The organism is Capnocytophaga sputigena (genome assembly GCF_900446695.1).
GTDB lineage: Bacteria > Bacteroidota > Bacteroidia > Flavobacteriales > Flavobacteriaceae > Capnocytophaga > Capnocytophaga sputigena.
This window is the reverse complement of sequence record NZ_UAVP01000007.1, coordinates 32,042-50,864: the sequence shown is the minus strand read 5'-3', so window position 1 is coordinate 50,864 and position 18,823 is coordinate 32,042. Positions and strand designations below refer to the sequence as shown.

Annotated in this window: 21 protein-coding genes and 1 pseudogene; 9 read left to right on the top strand and 13 right to left on the bottom strand. The window is 40.3% G+C overall.

All coding sequences use genetic code 11. From position 1 onward, the window contains the following. The first annotated feature begins 158 nt into the window (after positions 1 to 158). The 3 genes from DR017_RS04195 (at position 159) to DR017_RS04185 (ending at position 2,944) form a co-directional block, all read left to right on the top strand. Positions 159 to 452 carry an HU family DNA-binding protein gene (locus DR017_RS04195; RefSeq protein ID WP_040361328.1) on the top strand — a complete coding sequence of 98 codons (294 nt, stop codon included), beginning with the start codon at positions 159 to 161 and terminating at the stop codon, positions 450 to 452. A gap of 223 nt (positions 453 to 675) precedes the next feature. Then, entirely contained in the window at positions 676 to 2,220 is a 1,545-nt protein-coding gene (locus DR017_RS04190) for an Rne/Rng family ribonuclease (protein ID WP_002679970.1), read from the top strand. 58 nt (positions 2,221 to 2,278) lie between these two features. Further along, on the top strand, positions 2,279 to 2,944 hold the full coding sequence (locus DR017_RS04185; protein WP_002679841.1) for a uroporphyrinogen-III synthase: 666 nt from the start codon (positions 2,279 to 2,281) through the stop codon (positions 2,942 to 2,944). Between the two features lie 30 nt (positions 2,945 to 2,974). Here the strand turns inward: DR017_RS04185 and DR017_RS04180 are convergent, their stop codons facing one another. From DR017_RS04180 to DR017_RS14275, 7 genes are all read right to left on the bottom strand, one after another. Then, positions 2,975 to 6,490: an MMPL family transporter gene (locus tag DR017_RS04180; protein WP_002679822.1), complete on the bottom strand. Its 3,516-nt coding sequence runs from the start codon at positions 6,488 to 6,490 to the stop codon at positions 2,975 to 2,977. Positions 6,491 to 6,562: 72 nt separating this feature from the next. After that, positions 6,563 to 7,429 carry a DKNYY domain-containing protein gene (locus DR017_RS04175; RefSeq protein ID WP_002679843.1) on the bottom strand — a complete coding sequence of 289 codons (867 nt, stop codon included), beginning with the start codon at positions 7,427 to 7,429 and terminating at the stop codon, positions 6,563 to 6,565. Positions 7,430 to 7,437: 8 nt separating this feature from the next. Continuing rightward, the gene (locus DR017_RS04170) at positions 7,438 to 8,076 is read right to left on the bottom strand and encodes a WG repeat-containing protein (protein WP_002679818.1); all 639 of its coding nucleotides are present in this window, start codon (positions 8,074 to 8,076) and stop codon (positions 7,438 to 7,440) included. A gap of 30 nt (positions 8,077 to 8,106) precedes the next feature. After that, positions 8,107 to 8,631, bottom strand: coding sequence for an O-acetyl-ADP-ribose deacetylase (locus DR017_RS04165; RefSeq protein ID WP_002679929.1), 525 nt, complete (start codon positions 8,629 to 8,631; stop codon positions 8,107 to 8,109). 7 nt (positions 8,632 to 8,638) lie between these two features. Further along, positions 8,639 to 8,917, bottom strand: coding sequence for a DUF6794 domain-containing protein (locus tag DR017_RS04160; RefSeq protein ID WP_002679920.1), 279 nt, complete (start codon positions 8,915 to 8,917; stop codon positions 8,639 to 8,641). Positions 8,918 to 9,130: 213 nt separating this feature from the next. Then, the gene (locus DR017_RS14280; RefSeq protein WP_081450872.1) at positions 9,131 to 9,523 is read right to left on the bottom strand and encodes a transposase; all 393 of its coding nucleotides are present in this window, start codon (positions 9,521 to 9,523) and stop codon (positions 9,131 to 9,133) included. A 13-nt stretch (positions 9,524 to 9,536) separates the two neighbouring features. Then, on the bottom strand, positions 9,537 to 9,926 hold the full coding sequence (locus DR017_RS14275) for a transposase (protein WP_081450871.1): 390 nt from the start codon (positions 9,924 to 9,926) through the stop codon (positions 9,537 to 9,539). Between the two features lie 115 nt (positions 9,927 to 10,041). Here DR017_RS14275 and DR017_RS04150 point away from each other — a divergent pair, with 115 nt between their 5' ends. The 6 genes from DR017_RS04150 to DR017_RS04125 all read left to right on the top strand — a co-directional run bounded on the left by DR017_RS04150 (position 10,042) and on the right by DR017_RS04125 (position 15,527). After that, positions 10,042 to 10,389, top strand: coding sequence for a hypothetical protein (locus tag DR017_RS04150; protein ID WP_009413704.1), 348 nt, complete (start codon positions 10,042 to 10,044; stop codon positions 10,387 to 10,389). Positions 10,390 to 10,617: 228 nt separating this feature from the next. Then, the gene (locus DR017_RS04145; protein ID WP_002679956.1) at positions 10,618 to 11,220 is read left to right on the top strand and encodes a CDP-alcohol phosphatidyltransferase family protein; all 603 of its coding nucleotides are present in this window, start codon (positions 10,618 to 10,620) and stop codon (positions 11,218 to 11,220) included. After that, positions 11,210 to 11,986, top strand: a complete 777-nt coding sequence (locus DR017_RS04140) for a phosphatidate cytidylyltransferase (RefSeq protein WP_002679931.1) — start codon at positions 11,210 to 11,212, stop codon at positions 11,984 to 11,986. The genes DR017_RS04145 and DR017_RS04140 overlap by 11 nt, the downstream gene beginning before the upstream one ends. After that, a complete protein-coding gene (locus DR017_RS04135; protein WP_040361324.1) occupies positions 11,974 to 13,014 on the top strand; it encodes a patatin-like phospholipase domain-containing protein in 1,041 nt (346 codons plus the stop codon). Before DR017_RS04140 ends, DR017_RS04135 begins: the two co-directional genes overlap by 13 nt. After that, positions 13,011 to 13,757, top strand: a complete 747-nt coding sequence (locus DR017_RS04130; RefSeq protein ID WP_002679880.1) for an SDR family NAD(P)-dependent oxidoreductase — start codon at positions 13,011 to 13,013, stop codon at positions 13,755 to 13,757. Before DR017_RS04135 ends, DR017_RS04130 begins: the two co-directional genes overlap by 4 nt. Before the next feature lie 66 nt (positions 13,758 to 13,823). Next, positions 13,824 to 15,527, top strand: a complete 1,704-nt coding sequence (locus DR017_RS04125) for a bifunctional alpha/beta hydrolase/class I SAM-dependent methyltransferase (RefSeq protein ID WP_002679933.1) — start codon at positions 13,824 to 13,826, stop codon at positions 15,525 to 15,527. A gap of 41 nt (positions 15,528 to 15,568) precedes the next feature. On the opposite strand, the gene DR017_RS14100 is transcribed toward DR017_RS04125, so the two are convergent. From DR017_RS14100 to DR017_RS04095, 6 genes and pseudogenes are all read right to left on the bottom strand, one after another. Next, on the bottom strand, positions 15,569 to 15,745 hold the full coding sequence (locus DR017_RS14100; RefSeq protein WP_002679975.1) for a hypothetical protein: 177 nt from the start codon (positions 15,743 to 15,745) through the stop codon (positions 15,569 to 15,571). Between the two features lie 5 nt (positions 15,746 to 15,750). After that, positions 15,751 to 15,990: pseudogene (locus DR017_RS04120) on the bottom strand (class I SAM-dependent methyltransferase); the annotation flags it as partial. A gap of 18 nt (positions 15,991 to 16,008) precedes the next feature. Next, positions 16,009 to 16,692, bottom strand: coding sequence for a hypothetical protein (locus DR017_RS04115; RefSeq protein ID WP_002679884.1), 684 nt, complete (start codon positions 16,690 to 16,692; stop codon positions 16,009 to 16,011). Between the two features lie 9 nt (positions 16,693 to 16,701). Further along, positions 16,702 to 17,199 (bottom strand): YdeI/OmpD-associated family protein, encoded by a 498-nt coding sequence (locus DR017_RS04110; RefSeq protein ID WP_002679955.1) that lies wholly within the window; start codon positions 17,197 to 17,199, stop codon positions 16,702 to 16,704. A gap of 32 nt (positions 17,200 to 17,231) precedes the next feature. Beyond that, complete coding sequence (locus DR017_RS14095) at positions 17,232 to 18,293, bottom strand: hypothetical protein (RefSeq protein WP_002679915.1); 1,062 nt, start codon at positions 18,291 to 18,293, stop codon at positions 17,232 to 17,234. A 68-nt stretch (positions 18,294 to 18,361) separates the two neighbouring features. Next, positions 18,362 to 18,733 carry a hypothetical protein gene (locus DR017_RS04095; protein ID WP_002679965.1) on the bottom strand — a complete coding sequence of 124 codons (372 nt, stop codon included), beginning with the start codon at positions 18,731 to 18,733 and terminating at the stop codon, positions 18,362 to 18,364. Positions 18,734 to 18,823 lie beyond the last annotated feature (90 nt).

The window sequence follows — 18,823 nt, the reverse complement described above, 5'->3', positions numbered from 1 at the left end:
ATAAATAATTGATAGTCAGTACATTAGTTTGTTTTTAAAAGAGAATAGAAAAATAAATACTAATTTTTTTAATGTAACATAGTGTTTATTAAAGATTTAATTTGTATCTTTGCCGCCTGAAAAGAAAAAAAGAATATTCATACAAAAACATATTAAAGATGACAAAAGCAGAAATTGTATCAAAGATTTCCGACAAATTGGGTCTTGACAGAAACGACGTACAACTTACCGTTGAGAACTTTATGGATGAGGTGATTAACTCATTAGAAAGTGGACAAAACGTATATTTGAGAGGTTTTGGTAGCTTCATTATCAAAACAAGAGCTGAAAAAACAGGTCGCAACATCTCAAAAAATACTACTATCAAAATCCCTGCACACAACATTCCTGCCTTTAAGCCAGCAAAAGTATTTGTAGAAGGGGTGAAAGCAAAAGTGAAAGTTAAAAAGTAATACCCCCGTATTAGTTTAAGTAACTGAATAATTAACACATAAAATAATAAAGTTATGCCAAGCGGAAAAAAAAGAAAAAGACATAAAGTGGCTAACCACAAACGCAAAAAAAGAGCGAGAGCTAATCGTCACAAAAAGAAAAAGTAGTGTAATACTACTTTTTCTTTTTAACAGACAAAACGTACCTTGATTTATTAATTTTTAACTAAAAAAATCCAACAAAGTGGACAAAGAATTAATTATTCGTTCTGGTTCCTCTTACGTAGATTTTGCTTTGCTCAGAGATGGTAGGCTCATAGAACTTCACAAAGAAGAAGATGCCAATGGATTGGGAGTAGGTGATATAATGCTAGCCAAAGTGCGCAAACCTATACAAGGGCTGAATGCAGCTTTTGTGAATGTAGGGCACGAAAAGGACGCTTTTTTGCATTATCACGACTTGGGACCTCAATTGGCTTCCTTACAGAAGTTTCTCAAATGGGTACTCTCGGGAAAACTAAAAGACTTTTCACTAAAAGATTTCCCCTTAGAACCAGATATCAACAAAAATGGTTCAATAGCCGATACCCTCAAACCTAACCAGCCTATATTAGTGCAGATAGTGAAAGAACCTATCTCTACCAAAGGACCACGCATCAGCTCTGAACTTTCTATCGCGGGGCGCTACCTCGTGCTGGTGCCTTTCTCCGACCGCATTTCTATCTCGCAAAAAATAGAAGGTAAAGCCGAGAAAGAACGGTTGAGAAAACTCTTGCAAGGCATTAAACCTAAAGGTTTTGGCGTAATTGTACGCACTGTAGCTGAAGGTAAAAAAGTAGCGGAACTAGACAAAGATCTGCAAGGTCTCTTCAATCGTTGGGTTTTGATGTGTAGAAAAATACAAAAAGCGGTTTACCCCTCTAAGGTAATGAGTGAAGTGAGCAAAACAGGTGCTATACTTCGCGATATGTTCAACGATACGTTTACGGGTATACACGTGGATAACGAGCATCTCTACGAACAAATAAAGAAATATGTACGAGAGATTGCTCCTGAAAAAGAAAACATCGTAAAACTCTACCATTCATCAGTGCCGATATTTGAGAAGTTCCATATCGAACGACAAATAAAAACGGCTTTTGGTCGTACTGTATCGATGCCTAAAGGAGCTTATCTAGTGATAGAACACACCGAAGCTCTACACGTGATAGATGTGAACAGTGGTAACCATTCTAACAAGAACAACGACCAAGAAACCACTGCACTATCCGTAAATCTCATCGCCGCTACCGAAATCGCACGACAATTGCGATTGCGCGATATGGGAGGTATTATCGTTGTAGATTTCATCGATATGGGCAATAGTGAAAACCGCCGTATCCTATTTGACCACTTGCGCAACGAAATGGCTGAAGACCGCGCCAAACACAAAATATTGCCCCCGAGCAAGTTTGGCTTGATACAAATCACTCGCCAACGCGTGCGCCAAGAACTCAACATCAAAACAAAAGAAGAGAACCCAAGCAAAGAAGGCGAAATAGAAGCGCCTATCGTTCTGGTTGATAAAATCAACATAGAACTTGAAAGCATTATTAAGGAGGACGCCTATAAAGGACGCATTGTGCTGAACGCTCACCCTTTTATAGCGGCTTATTTAACCAAAGGGCTCTTTAGCTCTATCCGTTTTAAATGGTTTTTGAAATACAAACGATGGATAAAAATCCTACCTCGCGATGCCTATAGTTACTTAGAGTATCGATTCAAAACCAGCGAAGGTACCCCTCTTTAACATTACCAAACTCGGCGCTTGTGCGCCGAGTTTTTTTATTTTAAAACCTTAGAACAAAATGGAAACCATTGTCTCTACAAAAATATTAACCGAAACACAGCAATCTGTGCTTTCAGGAATCAATATGCAGCTCATTGAACACAATTTTATAAGTGTGAATTTGCTGCCTATAAAACTCACTCTTCCTTATAATCTGTTAATCTTCACAAGCCAAAATGCGGTGAAGAGTGTATTGCAGCACCCTTTGGCTACTGCCTTAAAAAATAATCTGGTGTTATGTGTAGGCGAACGCACTGCACAACTACTTGAGAAAAGCGGTTTTACAGTGCGTTGCTCTTTTGATTACGCTACCGATTTAACGAAATATCTTTCAGATAATTTAAAAGAATTTAAAAAGATGCATCGCATTGCTTTTTTTGCAGGTACACAGCGATTGGAAACGCTTCCACAGTTCTTTGCGAAGTACTTGCCTAATGTAGAAGAAATCACAGCTTATCAAACAGAACTAACACCTATTCCTATTCACAAAAAAGTAGACGGCATACTATTTTTCAGTCCGTCAGGGGTGGAGAGTTATCACTCGTGTAATCCTGCAGGTGAAGAAAAAGCGTTTTGCATAGGCGATACTACTGCCAAAGCTGCCCAACGCTATTGGAAAGATGTGGTGATAGCTGAAAAACCAACAATTGAAAATGTGCTGGCTCAGGTAAGAGATATGAGGTAAGAGGTAAAAAAATAATGTAAAACACCCAAACTAAGCTGTTTCTCTACCTTTAATTACTACATCAAAATCTTTTCCTTCTGGACGCTCTTTCACATATTGTATTTTGCGGATTTTAGTGAGATAACTATGCTGTGCGATGGCACGCTTCTCTTCATCGGCAATGACAGATACGATTTCACGCTCAGGATAAGTGAGCAATAACAAGAAATCTAACTGACCATAATCATCGGCAATATGCAAAATACGCGCTTTTTCGGGTAGTGAATGTACGAGCTCGTGATAGTGTTCGCGATGCTGCTGGTAATCTTCTTTAACAGCTCGCACCACATAATTTTCTTTGTATAAATAGTTTAAAAACAGTTTCTTTTTTAGGTAATCCACTCCTTCCAATCGCTTGCGCAAGGCGAGGAATTGCTGGCGGTAGAAAGCGCCTATCTGTTTGGCTCGCTCGCGCGGAGTATTGCCAAAACACTCATCGTTAGGAGCTATGGGTTCGCCTACTACTACCGTAATGGCACCATCGTAGATAATCACATCACCTTTGGGTTGCACTTCCGAACAACCGTGAATATACACGGGCACAAGAGGCGTTTGGAAATGTTCGGCTATTAGAAAAGCACCTTTGTGAAAACGGTGTATTTGGTTGGTATCGGAGCGTTTTCCCTCTGGGAAAATCATTACTGAAATACCATTTTTCAAATTCTTTTCGAATAAGGGCATTCCTTTTTCTATACCTTCAGAAGCTGGAAAGAAGCCCATTGCTTGCACATAACGTCCAAATACTACCGAGTTATACACCCAATCGTTTACCATATAGCTGATGCGATGTGTGAAGAGCCCTATTGCCAAAGTATCGAGCCACGAGGTATGATTAGAAATCACTACCGAAGGAGTTGTAAGCTGTATATGGTGTGGATTCTCTACTTTTTTGCGCACAAAAGGATTGGCATAAAGCACCGAAGTGGTGAGCGAAGCTGCTAAACGTCTGAGCCACATAGTGCGTTTAGGAGTTATTTTGGCAAGTAGCCAACCTATATTGGAGAGAATAATAGACGATAGTGCATAATAGGTAGTTAGCAGTATGGATTGCAGCAAAAGACGCAAACTCACTGGAGAACGCCCTCTATCTGGACGACGGAAGATACAAAACTTAAATATAGTAGGGTAAAATACAAAAGTTATTGCCAAAGCAGTGAAAATACCTATCACCGATACCGATGCAATTGATTTTAAGGCGGGGTGTTTGGCGAAAATAAGCGTACCGATAGCTAAAAAGGTAGTAATAGACGCTAAAAGCACCGACACTTTGTACACAGGAAGTTCGTTTTTACCATCGGTATAGTCTTTTTGCAATGCGCAGGTCATAAAAATACTAAAATCTACCGAATGTCCTAATACCAAAGTGCAGACAATCATACTAAACACATTGAACTCTATGCCAAAAAAGTTCATCAGAGCGGAAGTAACTACCCCTGTAACCCCAATAGGAATAAGGGTAAGTAACACCAATTCTACACGCCTAAAGAACAAGAGCAGTATGAGGAAAATAGCGATAGACGAATAGTTTACTAACAGCAATATATCGTCTTTGAGTTTGCCTAAGAACGTTTCGCTCAAATTCTTACGGTCGATAACAACAGTAGGTGTATGTTTTTCTACTGAATGAATAAAAGAGTCACGCTCGGCGGGAGTGAGCTTTACGAGATTGGCAATGGTATAAAAACCTTCTTTTTCGGTAATAAAATCTTCTAACGGAATGGCTGAAAGGGCTTTATAAGCATCAAGATTGTTTATCACTTCAAAATCACCTGCTATACTTTGATAGAAAGGCGCATAAGTTTCTTCTTTAAAACCGACCTCATTTCCTTTTCCTATCAGTTGTTGTTTTAGAAATTGCTGTCTTTCGGCATTCCAAAAATCTTTCCATCGTTGCAAACGCGCTTCTTGTTCCTTTTTAGGCAACACAATCCCCCCAATAGAACTGAATTGCTTGATACTATCGTGCGCTTTATAACTTTGCAACTGCTGATATAGTGTGTAATTGCGTTCTAAGGCTTCCTCTAACGAGTTGCCATAAGCAGCAGCGTAAAGTGATTTGTATTCACTATCGGTGATGTTTTCTAATTGATGTTCAGCTGCTTTATAACGTTCGTTGATATAGTTGATATTGGCAATATCGCTATTGAAACGGACATTTTGGAAAGTAAAACAACTCACTACTATGAGCAGTAAGCAAGCCCCAACTACCCACTTGTTGTGATGAAATGGATAAGCCCCTATGCGGTCTAAAAAGGTTTTGCGCACCTCGATAGTGCGATTGCCACGGTAGAAATGAGGCACGAGCACCAACGACAATATGGCTGATACCATTATGCCCACGAAAGCAAATATCCCTAAATCTTGCATCACCTCAGAATGCACAAAGAGCAAGCAGAGGAATGAAATAGCGGTAGTGATACTGCTGAGCAAGATAGGCACGGTTACAGCACGGTACAACTCGGCGGTGTTTTTAGCTACCTTATAATGGGTAAGAATATGCAGTGAATAATCGATTGTAACTCCCAAGAGTACCGCTCCTAAACTGATAGAAATTGCTGAAATACTGCCTTTGAGCACATAGAGTGTTGCCAAAGCAGAGAGCACCCCAAAAGCTGAAGGGATAAACGCAATAAATGGGATATAGACACTTCGATAAAAAAAGACAAGTAATAAATAAAGTACTGATAGTGAAATGAGTACCGTAGTGAGGATATCGGTTTTGATTTGAGAGGCATTGCTCACCGAAATAAAAGGAGCTCCAAAGAAATCTACGCGCGCTTTTCCTTTATACTGAACATTGAGATGGTCTTGCAACTCATCTAATCCTGCGACAAAAGCGGAATTGTGCTCGCTGTCGTTGCCATCGTACTTAGGGTTGATGAAGAAGAGGATATGTTGCTCGTCGTTAGTAGTGAGGAAACCATTGGCAATCTTAAAATCGTTACCTGTATTCAGTTCTTGAAGTTTGCGCAAACCGCGAAAAGTGAGACCAAAGGGGTCTTTGCGAATAAACTGTTGTGCCACCATACCCGCAGGTGTGAGCATCGTTTTGTACTGACTCTCCACCATTGATTTGAGACTATCGGGGGCTAAACGGCGTTCTAAATAGGTGTAATCTTCATCATTTAGAAAAAGAGGTAGGTGATCGTTTACAAACTGCCAAGTCTCATCGATTTCTTCTTCGTTTATAACCCCCTGAATACTGGTGATATACTTCGTCATAGAAGCATTGAGCGTATCGCGCAAAGTTTCGGCAACTGCCTGCATATCGGTGAGCGTTCCGCCTTTTTCGGCTGTTACCATTACCGAGATTTTATCGGCGAAATTGAGTTGCTTGAGTACCTTGGAAGTGAGGTTCGTCTTATCGTTTTGAGGGAGTACTTTGGTGATATCCTCTTCAAACCGCAACTGACTCAAACCATAAATAGCAATGAGCGCCCAAGCGGTGAAGAATGAGAAGGTTGCGAGTTTATGAGTGGTGATATATTGGTAAATTCTGTTTAGCATATTGGCAAAGTTTGCGATACTTCTTTTAGCGGCACAAAAGTAGAGAATAATTTCAGAAGTACAAAAACTTTTCTAATCATCCCAGATCGGCTTGTTCACTTCGTGTAAGGCTTCCTCTTCGCTAAGAGGGTTCCCGCAGTTATAATATTGGTTTTTATCCTTGCCATAGGGCAGTTTATATCCTTCTGGAGAAGTGAGCACTACTACCTCAAAAGTATCGTAATCTGCTTCTTTGATGAGTTTGTTTTGGTAATAAATACGCTTATCATCTTTGGAATAAAAATGTGAAATCTTTTGCCACGTAGCAGGATTAGCTTTAGGTAAAGGTGTTTTCCCATAGTAAACACACCTATCATCTTTCGCAAAATCACCGTCGTTCATTGAGATGAAAGTCGCTGGATTGGCTTTAGCGAGTATCTTTATCTTGCCGTGATAATCCTCGTAATACACCTGCTTGTTATCTTTAGCATAGCCATACGGAATCTCTACACGCACCACACGCCTGATGCCATCGCTAAACTCCCACGAAGTCTCTCTATCTCTATCCGTTCTGTGTATCCCCTCATCACATACCTCAAAAGTACTAATATCCTCAGGTTCAAAGCGCCCACCCGATGTCCAAACACTTTGGTAATCGGTAACATAACACTCGTTGAGCATTTCAAAAGTTTTAGGATTCGCCCCTTTGAGAGGGCGCCCCACGATATAACAATGCTTATCGTCTTTAGCAAAAAAGCCATTAAAATAAACAAAAGTATCAAGATTTGCTTTCTCTATAGCTGAATAGCGGTAGTATATCCGCTTGCCGTCTGTCCAATAGCAGGGCGTTTCTTGTGTGTCCGCCATATAAAAACGCGGGTCTTTATCAATATCTGCTACAGTGCGGATATCGATATCAAAAAAAGGAGGTTTTTTAGCCAAAGGTTTATTGATTTTCATTCTGTTTCTTATTTTATTTCTATACCTAATTTATTAATCTCAAATTGTTTATCCCCAATCTGTACCCACGCTTTACCATTCTCAAAGAGAGCGCCATCGTCATAAATAAAAGGGAAGACGGTTTCGTTTTTGTTATTGATATAACCATATTTATCACCTTTCTTTACCAAGGCAAGTTCCTCGGTGAAATAAGAAGCATCATCGTACAGAAAAGGAATAATTTGTTCGCCTTTTTGGTTGATAAAACCCCATTTTCCGTCTTTCTTTACAGCTACATAATCTTTATGAAAGTAGGTAGTATCTTCATAGATAAACGGAATCACCTCTTCTCCTTTCTCATTGATAAAGCCCCATTTGCCATTCAACAGAGCAGCTGCAGGGTGATGGTTATAGAAGTCGTTGTCATCTATAAGGTCGTATTTTACGGGAGTAATCTCCTTGCCAGAGGTATCTATCAATCCGTATTGCGCACCTATTCTCACCATTGCCACTCCTTGAAAAAAGTCATAGACAAAATCGTATTTTATAGGGGTAATAAGGATTCTCTTCTCATTGATGTAGCCCCATTTGTCGCCTTGCCTTACACAAGCAAAGCCCTTGTGAAAATCGGTTATTTCATCATATTTCTCTTGCTTGTTTGTGTTCATTGTTTTAACTTTTAATTATATTGTGAGTTGTTAAATCTTATGTATGTTTGTATAAATATCGTAGTTTTCTTGATCAAAACAAACCATCTTCACCTGCTTAATTTTATCCGTTCTTTGCAAGAAATCAGCTATGGTATGAAGTGCTATTTGTGCTGCTTTTTCCTTCGGAAATCTATACCTTCCAGTACTGATATTAGGAAATGAAATAGTAGCTACTTGATGCTCTAAAGCCAACTCCAAACAACTAATGTAAACTTGTGCCAGTAGGTTTTCTTCATTATGTGTTCCCCCATTCCACACCGGACCTACTGTGTGAATAACATATTTAGCAGGCAAATTGCCCGCAGTAGTAATAACAGCGCTACCCACCTTGCAACCTCCTTGTTTATTTCTTATCTTTTCACATTCTTCAGTGAGAGCTTTGCCCCCTGCTTTATGAATAGCTCCATCCACACCTCCTCCACCAAGTAGAGAAGTGTTGGCAGCATTCACAATAGCATCTACAGAAATTTTGGTGATATCTCCTAATACGATTTCAATGTTACTATGTATCATCACTCAATTAATTATTAGAATTTATTAGATATCTATAGTAGCTTGTGAGTATCATAGCCGACATATCATCGAGGTGTTTAACGCCTTGGTCTAAAAAGAACTTTACAAGTTCAGGATTTCCACTGCGAAGCCACTCATTGCGAATGCCCATTCCTAAAGTAAAATGACTTTCCATAAAGAATTCATCTTCGGTAAGCGTTTTTATATACTCTTTATCCTGCTTTTTGAGGTTCTTATCCAGCATTTGGATACATTCTGTTAGGTTTTTAGGTTTTTGTTTTTTCATATTGACGTTTTTTATTTGGAGTCCTCACCCCCGTTCCCCCTCTCCCAAGGAGAGGAGGCAATCCGTAAGAGGGATTTTTTGTTATAAATCTGTTTTTTAATGTAAATATTGTGTTTGAAAGCCTACCCCCGTTCCCCCTCCCGAAGGGAAGGGGACAATCCGCAAAAGTGATTTTTTCAAGATATATAGGTTGTTTTTAAATATAAAACGTGTTTAAACTTTTTTGAGGAACTTGGATATAAACCCTAATAGGAGCATTCCAATCCAAGTTACATCAAGATACTCATATCTCATTATCAAACCTTTATATCCATCAAGCCAACCATTTGCTTGTTCGATCTTAAACCTATTTTTGTACAATTCTTCATCAAAATAAACATCTGGTTGCTCTCCATTTCGGGGATTAGATTTAATATTTGCTATAATTTCTTTGCTTTCTAAAAAATCTCTAAGAGACTTACTATCAAATCCTGCATCAGCATTGAGAAACAGACCTTTATGTTCTATTCCTGCTTCTTCTAATAAAGCTAAGATTTCTTTTAGTACTTCTTCTATTTCGTATAAGTCATTGTGATTTCCTGCTTTAGGGCTTCCCATTGCTATCATTTACCCTTTATTATCACACAAAAAAAATACTATTTGTGGTTACGGCTTTTTTTCTTGCTTGATAACCTGCAGATTCTCCTTTTTGGCGATAACGTGTATGACTATCATCCAATTGAACGCAAGACATATCTAATTTTCTTTTCTTCTTGCTTAATAGATTCAACCATACTCGCTGAAAACTACCATCTTTACTCCATTTATTGAAGTAGTAATAGACATTTTGCCAAGAGATTTCTCCTTTTTCAAAATAACTCTCAATTGGAAGTTCTCTCCATTGCACTTCTGTTTTTAATCTCTTGAGAATCAATAAAATTATTGAAGCTAAATCAAAATTACTTTTAAATCCTCCTTTTCCTACACTTAAAAAGGGAATAATCCAATTATTTATTGTATCTTTGCCCAAAGTTCCTGAATTTTGGTGTTCTTTTTTTTCAAACGCAAAATTACTAATTTTCGGGAACTTTTACTTTATTATAGGAAAAAGTTTAAACAGCTTCTATAAATAATATATCAACATTATGACCTCAGACGAATTTGCAAAGAACTTTTACCTTGAAAAACTAGCGTTTTTAAAGTCATGCTTTCAAGCACAACCCGAACAAGCTTCGGCTGTAAATGTAAAAATAAAAGAAATGGCTCTGACAGAGAGTCAAACTGAGAAACTTAAGGAAGTTATTGATATTCTGTTAGAAGATGTATTTTACACTATCCTATTAGGCCTAGATGGTGAATGCCCCATAGGTGAGATCCAACAGAATTATAAGATATATGACCAAGACAATAATCTTATTTCCGATTGTGGAGAATTGGAAGCCAGTGCTTATGAGTACTTTCACGAAGACAAATATGAGAGGGAAACTCTCTGATAATTAACAAATGAACCTATTATGAAAAAACACACTCTGAAAGACATCATCCGTGCTTTGGTAGCGGAGTACCTTACTGATGATGGAAAAACCTATAACACCAAGCACTATAATCTATCTGCAATTATAGTGGTAGGTATAAGGTTAACTCGGAAAGGTTGGTGTCGTTCCGCAAGTGGCTACTCGGATTTTGATAAGTTTTTTAACTAATATACTCATTAACCTATTATGATTTCTGTATACAAACTAAAACCTAAATTCCAGCAGCTATTGCACCCGCTACTGGTATGGCTACACAGGAGAGGTGTTACTGCCAATGAGATTACTGTAGTGACCATTGTGTTCTCCTTTGGGATTGGCGTGCTCTTTTGGGAGGCTTCGGCGGAACCACTTTTCTTTTTGGCACTGCCCATAGGGCTGTTGGTGCGTATGATCCTCAATGCTCTTGACGGTATGATGGCACGAGAGTTCGGACAAACCTCCCGCTTAGGAGAGGTACTCAATGAGGTGGGCGATGTGGTCTCGGATGTGTTTATCTTCTTCCCCTTGCTAAAGTACCACCCCGAAAGCCTTTACTGGGTGGTAGCTTTTATTGTACTGAGCGTACTCAATGAGTTTGCTGGCGTCATGGGCAAGGTCTTAGGAGGGCAAAGGCGCTATGAGGGGCCTATGGGCAAGAGTGACCGAGCACTGCTGATGGGTATCTATGGGCTGCTTGCCTACTTTGGTGTGGGAATACAAGCCTACTCTCAAGTGGTTTTTGCCATAGTTATTGCCTTGCTACTTTTAAGTACTTTCACCCGCTTAAAAAAAGGACTTTATGCCGCTTGACAACAAATATGCCGATGTACCACTTCGTATCAGGAGCTGGGGAGTGATTATCTGTGTTTTTGCTGCGGCTGTCTCCCACCCCTACGCCATGTGTCTTTTTTCCCTATGGGTAAGCTTTCAAGCCCTTACGGAATTGGGCGGGCTCTTTGGTTTTAATCCGAGCTATTGGCGTATGGCTATTCCCTTGTTACAAGGGGTTTTACTATGGAGCTGTCCCAACTACTCCACTTATATGGTAGAAGCTTGTATGGTTGTGGGGATAGGCCTTATCCTATATCTATGCCTTAGGCAAATCCCCTTAGGATTGCCCCTTTCCCTACTGATTGTTTTGGCAGCCTACCCTCACCTGACTTTCTTACGTATGAAGCCACAAGGGGTGGAGTGGTTCATCTTCTTGGTGGTAACGACCGAACTCAACGACATCTTCCAATACCTCACTGGAAAGCGCTTTGGCAAGCACAAGATCTTACCCAAGATAAGCCCCAATAAGACCGTGGAAGGGTTTGTAGGCGGCTTACTGCTCACCCCTTTTTTGAGTGTAGGCTTAGGCTACTTGCTGAGGCTTCCTATTGCACTACATACATTAGTTTTTGTAGGCTTATTCATTAGCTTTTTTGGTTTCTGGGGCGATGTGACTTTCTCTTACCTCAAGCGGCGGGCGGGGGTGAAGGACACCAGCCAACTGATTCCTGGTCATGGTGGTCTCTTGGATCGCATAGATAGTCTCTTGTTCAACTGTATTTGGTTTTACCTATGGATACGATAAAGCCCTTTTCCCGTAGTTTGCTTCTCTCCGGAGGAGGCACCCGCTTTGCCTTATACAATGGTATGTATGCAGCGTTGTGTGATATAGGCAAAGCTCCTGAGCTACTTATTGCCAGCTGTGGTGGGGCTTTTGCTGCCTTGGTAATCAATGCTTTTGCTAATAATACAGAGAGAAAAGCCTATCTGCAATCACAGGAGTTTTACCACTTTATCCAAAGCCTGTCCCTTACCCCTTATAGCAAGCTATATCGCTTGGGGCTTTTAGTCCTACAGAAGCGCTATGACCGGCGTCGTGCTCCCTTGGTAGAGGATGTATATACACGCTATTTGGTAGAAATGTCCCAAGACCTATCGGGGCTACTCCCCTCCTTGACCAAGTTAGCTTTTTCTGCTGCCTTGCCCACTATCATCATAGGAGCAAAGATGTGCTTTGCCCCCCATGAGTGTGGCAAGCGTAGGGGTAAGCGAAAACTCTACCAAGAGGTGCTCATAACCGACCCTGAGACTGCCCATAGGATCCCTCTTGAGACACTGCAACATACCGAATCCAACTATACGCTTTCGGCCGTAGCAACTGATATAAGTGTGGAAACGGCTATTCCCTTGCTCTGGGCTGCCCGTATTTCTGTCTCGGATATGTTCTATGTAGCTCCTGTAAGCTATCAGGGGACATACTATGCAGGCGGGGCTATTGACCTTGTTCCTATGGAGCTGGCTTATGCGCTTTCAACTACTGTAATTGCTGAGCACAAGCAGGCCTACTCTCCTACCGAAGAGTCTTTGGTACGTGCCGTCTTGGGCTTTAGTGGCAACGAGCGGTTGGCGTCGGTGGCTTCCTATCCTGCCCAATGGATAGATACTCGAAGAGCAACTACCGTTCTAAAGGGCTTTTACTCTGAGAAATATATCAATTGGAAGCATCTGGAGATAGGAATTCACTTTCCCAAGGACTATCCCTCTTACCGAGAGCAGATAGAGCGGCAATGGGACTATGGTTACCAAACTATTCTTAACACCTTTAGCTTATGAATGTATTTATCATAGGAGGCACCACTGGCATAGGGTTTGCCTTGGCTCACTTCTACCAGCAAAGCGGCCATCGGGTTGGGGTATGCGGCAGAGATCTTAGCAAGCTCCCCAAGGCAGTTCCTTTTGAGAGTTATAAGGCCGATGTTATAGACAAAGCACTATTAACCCAGGTGATACGACAGTTTGTAGGCTCAGACACCCTCTCCTTACTTATCAACTGTGCGGGTAGCTATGCCGAGGATGTGGTAGGAGAAATTTCTTACGAGGAGGCGGTCAGTATACTACAAACCAATATCATAGGAGCCGTCAATACCTTGGAGGTTGGCCGAGAACTTATGGCTCATCATGGAGGCCAAATCGTCCTGCTAGCATCTATCTCAGGGATTTTGGACTATCCCTCCTCCAGCCTATATACCAAGACCAAGCGCAGTGTTTTACAGATAGCTGATGCCTATAGGCGTGCCTTACGCCCCTTTGGCATCTATATCACCTCTATTGCGCCTGGGTATGTAGCCACCCAAAAGCTCTACAAGCTCAACCAAAACAATCTCTCTAAGAAACCTTTTCTGGTGAGTGAAGATAGAGCAGTAGCCGAAATCAGCAGGGCTATCACTCAAAAGAAAAGCCTACACCTCTTCCCTACTCGTATGAAGTGGCTCATGCAATTACTCTCGCTACTGCCTAAGCCTTTGCTGTCCTTACTAATGTACAGAAAGGCCAAATGGATGCAAAATCACAACTAATTCTAACAAAAAATTAGGTAATCAAAAAATAATTTTCTATTTTTGTCGTATCAAAATCATTATACCATGAACACAGGTTTTTTCAAAAGTCATGAAGGGGAAGAACTATTCTTCTACGAATGGAATTACAAGCCCGGACAAAAGACCCTTATCGTAATCCATAGAGGGCATGAGTATGGGGAGCGTCTACAGGAATTTGCTACCCATCCGCTCTTTGCTGCCTACAACATCTTTGCTTTTGACATGCGTGGACATGGGCACACCAAAGCCGCTGTATCTCCTGTTTTCATGGATTCGGTACGGGACTTGGATACCTTTGCCAAGTTCCTTGGGCAGCACTATGAGGTACGCGAGGAAGATATCTTTGTAGTGGCCAATAGTATTGGCGGGGTAATCACATCGGCTTGGGTGCATGATTTTGCACCCCGCATCGCTGGCATGGCGCTATTGGCTCCTGCCTTTGAGATCAACCTGATCGTTCCTATGGCCAAGCAAGCCATCGAGTTGGCTCTAAAAATCAATCCTAAACTGATTGTTAAGAGCTATGTAAAATCCAAGATGCTCACTCGCGACACTAAGCAGCAACAGGCTTACGATAATGACCCTCTCATCACCCGCTCTATCAATGGCAAACTCCTCATTGACCTTGCCAATGCTGGTAAGCGATTGGTGGAAGATGCCGCTGCAATCACCACCCCTACCCTACTGCTCTCCGCTAAAAAAGACTTTGTGGTGATTAACCAACAGCAAAAGCAGTTTTATGTAAACCTATCCTCCTCTATAAAAGAGTTTGTTACCTTGGAGGGCTTCCATCATGGAATTCTCTTCGAGCAAGGCCGTGAGGAAGTATATAAGCTCCTACAACACTTTATCCAAAAGGCTTTCTCTGCACCCTTGCCTACTCCTACTCTTGATTCTGATCTCTTTACTCAGAAAGAATTTGAGACCATGCAATATGAACTGATTCCCACCAGAGAGCGTTGGGGTTACCATCTTCAGAAATGGGCGTTGAGCAAGCTTGGTCACCTCAGTGGTGGTATGACTGTAGGGCTTACCTATGGCTTCGATTCTGGCGCCTCCATGGATTATGTATATAAAAACACGCCACAAGGCAAGTGGGGTATAGGTCGTTGGATGGACAAAAGCTATCTCAATGCCATAGGCTGGCGCGGGGTACGTATCCGCAAGAGACACCTCCTACAACAGGTAGAAAAGGCTATACAAGCCCTACAAGCCCAAGAACAGGAGGTAAAAATATTGGACATCGCAGGTGGAGTGGGCAACTACCTTTTTGATATCAAAGAGCGCCACCCTGAAGTGGAGATCGTTATCAATGAGTTCCTACCAGCCAACATACAGAAGGGAGAGCAAATTATCAAAGAGCGTGGCTACCAGAATATTCGCTTTACCAATTACAATTGTTTTGAGGCTGATACTTACCGCAAACTAAGTTATTCGCCCAATATCACCATCATCTCAGGTATTTTTGAGCTTTTTGGCGATAATATCTTGGCCTCTGAGGCAATCAAGGGGGTGGTTTCTATCTCGGACAATGGGTATATCATCTATACAGGACAGCCATGGCACCCCCAGCTCAAAACCATTGCCTTTGTCCTGAAGAGCCATCAGGAAAAAGACTGGGTGATGCGCCGCCGTAGCCAGCGTGAATTGGACGGACTTTTCTCCCTCCAAGGAGTCAAGAAAAAAAGTATGCTGATTGATGATTTTGGAATCTTTACTGTTAGTTTAGGACAAGTAAAGAAATATTAGGTGAGAATATATGAAAATAATTTATGCTTTTATAATAGCACTTATCCTAAGTGTGATTGCTTTTTTCCTTCTTTAAAACTAAGTATTTTGTATTCTTCATTTAGGTGATATTTCACTTTGGTTTCATTGTACCAAGTATCGTGTTCTTTTCCATCACACAAGCTATTTTCGTGAGGAACGGTTTCTATTTGTGCTAATCGTTTCTGTAAGACATTCATTTAGTTGCTTTTTCTAAAAGTGATTCCATAAAGTCGGCAGTCTCATCGGCGATAAGGAGTTTGTTCCCTGCTTTGGCAACCCGAAGCATTTCGCTTATAGCAAGTGCTTTATCGTTAAAGAAATTGATACCTCCGTTGTGAAACACAATATCAAAAGTATTATCGGCAAAAGGCAATTCCTCTCTCGTGGACTTCTCCCAAGGAGAGGGGCAACCCGCAAGAGTGATTTTTTTTATTTTTGATTTACTTTGATAATTAAATCATTAATCAGTTGTCGAGGCTATAATCCCTATATACCAATACCTACACGGATTATAGACCGTCCAAAAGAAACTCCCTCTCCCCTTTTTACCCTCATCAAAGTAATTAGAGCTATCCGTACTCCACTTATAGACTTCTATTTGAGAAATATCGGTAAAAAGCAACCTACAAAAGTCTAAAAAGAAATTGCCTTTTTCAAAATTGCTTTTTGTAATCATAAAAGAGTACAGGGGCTGAAAGAAAGCGTAAGTAAAGGCTTCCTTTTTGAGGTCTTCCTCTGTCATAGTCACTGCTTTTTCAGGCACTTCTTTATCATCATAGTAAAAATACTGATTGTACAGTTTCTCTCCACTAAGAATTATCCTTCCGCTCACCTCTTCATATTGCCAGCCCATAAAGTCTTGTACAGAAATCTCCTTACCCGAATCTTTAAGGACTCCAAAATCGTAGTCCATCGTAAAAAGTTTCTTACGATTTATTTTAGATTTAGCCGCTATACGGTCAAGACGCGTATTTACTTCTTCCGCTACCGAAATAAGAGTCTGCTGGGCTACTGCCAAATGCTTCTGATAAGGCGTATCCTCCTGCTCTGTATCCAACTGAAAGATACGAAAGTCTATCATACCGCCTTCTCGTTCGTAGGCTTTATACTTTTCTATAAACTTAGGTATTTCTATAGTTGTCATTTTTAATATTTAATTCTTATCCGCAAAAAGCGCTAACAGTTGTTTTATCTCTTCCTTTATGGTTGTATTATCTGCATTAGCAGCTTGTTCTTCTATAGGATCAAAGTAGTAAAGGTCGTTTAGAATCCCATATATAGCTATAGCACGCATACTGCTAGGTTCAGAGTTTTGGTACCATTGCACCAAAAAAGCAATTGCCCACTTATATGCCACACAATACACACCACTATGGTTATTACCTATAGCACTTATAAAAGCCTCTGCAAGCGCATTCCCTTCTTGCGAATTAATATTAATAATTTCCTCTAACAGATTAATAACTTGGGGTTCTCCCTCCAATGTATACTTCTCACAGAACGACATTTGCATTTTCAGCACTCTTTTAAGGCGTGTTTCTTCCTTTTTAGCCTCATTAATATAGCTTACCCACTCTTTTTGATGAGAAGCAGGCAAGGTAATGAAGTGCTTTTTTACATTTTCACTTAAGAAAGGCGTTATATCTACCATACTTTATGTTGTTTAGAGAACTTTTTGATGTTCTATTTCCCCCAATCAACGGGCGCCCATTGGGTAAGATGCCAAGGGAAATCATTAAGGTCTATTCCGTTGTATTTCTCATAAATATCCCCTCCTTTTTCCCAAGGATTAGGTTTGCCTTGTACCATTTCGTTTATAGGGTGTTCAGCAGTAAAGGCGTGGCAAAAAAGATTCTTATCGGCTGCATAACCTCCATATTTCTGTACTGCTTTGGCTACCAAAAGGGTAAAAGGACGAAGTTTTAACTTGTTAAGGTCTATGTTAGGGTCTATCCGAAACCATTGCCCTTCCAACGGGGCATTAGGGTTTGTTGAAGTGCCATCTCCTTGTTTTGCTGGATAAGAAAAACCTTTCCCTGCATTGGCAATAGTAAAGGATAGCGCGTGGCATATCTCACCTTTTCGCGCCTCTGCAATGCCTATTTGAGAGAGTGGATTGAGCATACACACTACTGCCGACCCTCCTGTGGTGTGTTGCATTGCAAAGTTGTCTTTACCCAAATCTTTAAAGTTTGGTTTTGCTTTAAAATATCCCGAAGCAGCAAAATGCCAAGTCCCTTTCTCATCTTTAACAGCGTAAAAATATTCTCGCATTATTCCTGTTGCTCTGTCATAAACAGCAAAAGCTCTATCTCCTCCGCCTGCTGGTTGTGCATATTTAGGCAAGGGTATACGCCCCGTAGTATACTTAATAAGATCTTGTTTGTAAATAACTCTATTATCTTTAGATTCAAAATAAGCATATTCCTGATGAGGGTTATTAGAATCTACCACATAAATAGGGATGTTATAAGATGTTGTACTCAGTGTTGTTAGTACCGTTTTTTTAAATCTTTCAGGCAGATATTCAGCGGGCATTTTAGGCATATAAGCTGCTATGGCAGCCGAGTTCGTTGCTAAAGGCATATTTTTAACTTCTCTTGTGAAAATAGACCCCTGAGCTATATAAGGTTCAAAGAGACTTCCCGTATAATAATACCCTTTCTGCTGTTCGTCTTCTCCTGATTGTTTGCTACAAGCAGATAATATAAGCAAAAAGAAAATAAGTGCTATATTACGTATCATTTTAATTAATTTTATCTTTTACCTTGTTTAGAAAGAGCTTTTGCAAGCTGAGGAAATTGTTCTTTTATTTATACATCAAAATAAGTAAACACAAACTTAGGCAAATGTTCAAATAAAGGATAATCACCTACCATAAGCCCTATACATTCATTTTTATCATTATATACACAAGCCTCTACCACAAGTTTATTCATCTTTTTATCTTTATACAAGGTCAGTTCGCGTAGTTTATTCACTTCCTTATCTATATCTTCTATAGGAAAGAGGTGTAACACGCTTTTGTCTTCTACAAAATCAAGAGTCTCATTGATTTCTTCTAAAAACGCTCCCGAAACACCAAACTTTTCAGCTAATACTTGGGTATTTTGCGATTTATAAGCATTTAAAAAATCGGTAAGGGCGTAGTAAATTTCTGTTTTAAGGGCTTGTGTAATTTCCATATAGTGTTATTTAATCTTTGCTATATCGTTTTTATAACTTGCAAAAGTATAGCGACGCAAAAGCAATTTTGAGACTTTTCAGATAGCCTC